The 1,911-nt window shown below is 48.8% G+C and carries 2 protein-coding genes and 1 pseudogene; 1 reads left to right on the forward strand and 2 read right to left on the reverse strand.

Features of this window, described 5'->3' with window-relative positions; all coding sequences use genetic code 11:
- Positions 1-55 precede the first annotated feature (55 nt).
- A complete protein-coding gene (gene prmB, locus B3180_RS10410; protein ID WP_222235488.1) occupies positions 56-985 on the reverse strand; it encodes a 50S ribosomal protein L3 N(5)-glutamine methyltransferase in 930 nt (309 codons plus the stop codon).
- An 86-nt stretch (positions 986-1,071) separates the two neighbouring features.
- On the opposite strand from prmB, the gene smrB reads away from it, so the two are divergent.
- Positions 1,072-1,635: an endonuclease SmrB gene (smrB, locus tag B3180_RS10415; protein ID WP_199494216.1), complete on the forward strand. Its 564-nt coding sequence runs from the start codon at positions 1,072-1,074 to the stop codon at positions 1,633-1,635.
- Between the two features lie 3 nt (positions 1,636-1,638).
- Here smrB and B3180_RS10420 read toward each other — a convergent pair.
- Positions 1,639-1,911 (reverse strand): annotated as a pseudogene (locus B3180_RS10420) (phosphohistidine phosphatase SixA); the annotation flags it as partial.

Here is a 1,911-nt window from a genome sequence, read left to right on the forward strand (position 1 = left end):
TGACTTTCACCAAAAGTGGTTACTTTAAATAACTGCCCAAAACTGTTTCCTGGCATTAGCTGACCTTAGTCTCTCGTTGTTTATGTTCAATAAGCTGCTCTTTTGTCAGAAGGAAAACGCCGTCTCCACCATTGGCAAACTCAAGCCAGGTAAAAGGCGTTCGTGGGTACTTTTCGGCAAGTGCCGGCATCGAGTTACCCACTTCACAGACAAACAAGCCACCATCGTTTAGTAAGTCAGGTGCTTCTAACAGCATTTTATCCACCAAAATTAAGCCGTCATTGCCTGCAGCTAAGCCAAGCTCAGGTTCATGATGATATTCCGGCGGCAAGTCAGCCATATCTTCTGCATCCACATACGGCGGATTACTGACAATTAAATCGTACTTCTCAGCTTTAACCGCCTCAAATAAGTCAGACTGAATAGGCGTTACCTGATGGGTTAAACCGTGTTGCTCAATATTAAATTCCGCTACTTCCAGGGCTTCGGTCGAAATATCCAACGCATCGACCTCTGCTTCAGGAAAAGCGTAAGCACAGGCTATTGCAATACATCCTCCACCCGTACATAAATCTAAAACGCGGCGCGGCTGTTGCGTCAGCCACGGCTGAAAGCCGTTCTCGACAAGCTCAGCTATTGGCGAGCGTGGTACCAGCACTCGCTCATCAACATAAAAGGGCAAACCCGCGAACCAGGCCTGATGCGTAAGGTAAGCTGCCGGAATATGTTGCTCAATACGCTGCTTCAGCAATTCAGTAAACTCGTGCTTCTCAGCAGTTAACAGTCGGCAATGACCCATGTCAGCCAGCTGAACAGTGGTAAGTTGTAATACATAGCTTAATAAAGCCCGTGCTTCATCAATCGGGTTGTCCGTACCATGACCGTAATACACATCGGACTGGTTCAGCTGTGTTACGCTCCAGCGGATAATGTCATCAATACTCACTAACTCTTGAATGGCTTGTTCCAGATTACGCACTTGCAAAGGCTGTCTCCCGACCACTGAATGTTTTATACTGAATAAACTTAATGCCTTAAAGATACCTTAATTCAGCGCGGTTTTCATCAATCATGGTTGCAAACAAACGTCAGTCCTCATCACTTTCTGAAGACGATATTGAGCTTTTTCGTGAAGCCGCGAAAGGTGCTGCCCGTATTAAGCAGGATAAACTGCCACCCGAGCCACCAAAGATTGCAGAGCTGCGCAAACGTCGACAATTATCACAACACCCCAGCGCGCAACAGATTGCAGACGCAAGCCGCTCTGCCAGCCACTACTTTTCCGATGATTTTGAAGCACATTTTGGTGAAGGCCCGGTGCGTTTTGCTGCCGAAGGTGAATCTGCTTATTTGGTAAAACAACTGCGTCGGGGAGACTACACGCCAGAGTTGTTGCTGGACTTACACGGTATGACACTGGCCACGGCACGCCAGGAGCTGGCGGCATTATTACTGGCATGTGAGCGCGAACATATAGACTGCTGCTGTATTATGCACGGGCACGGCAGTGGTAAATTAAAACAACAACTGCCGCACTGGTTAGTGCAACACCCGCATGTTCGGGCCTTTCATCAGGCTCCGCTGGAATGGGGTGGGGCCGCCTCGTTATTGGTGCTGTTAAAAGTAGCGAGCTAACATTTAACCCGCACAGCGCTCCGCTATTAATAACTGCTGAAATTTACCGCGTAAGGTTTCCGGCGAAAAGTCGACAACCGCAATGCCGGCTGTTGGAAAAATAGGCGGCTGTACGCTGGCATCCAGTTCATGCACCAAGTAACTCACTAATGGCATGTGCGACACCAGCACAACGCTGTTAAAGTTATGCTCCTGAATTTCCGCAGCAAGCCAACTGACAACCGAAGCAGCATGGCCGTCGGGCGTAATGTCATCGCAATCCTGGCGTTGCCCGGT

Origin of the sequence: Idiomarina sp. UBA4206, assembly GCF_002383015.1 — a bacterium.
Taxonomy (GTDB): Bacteria; Pseudomonadota; Gammaproteobacteria; order Enterobacterales; family Alteromonadaceae; genus Idiomarina; species Idiomarina abyssalis.

What these genes read in the sequence shown, in the direction of transcription:
- smrB (WP_199494216.1), top strand. Translation starts at nt 1,072, where the DNA reads ATGGTTGCAAACAAACGTCAGTCCTCATCACTTTCTGAAGACGATATT.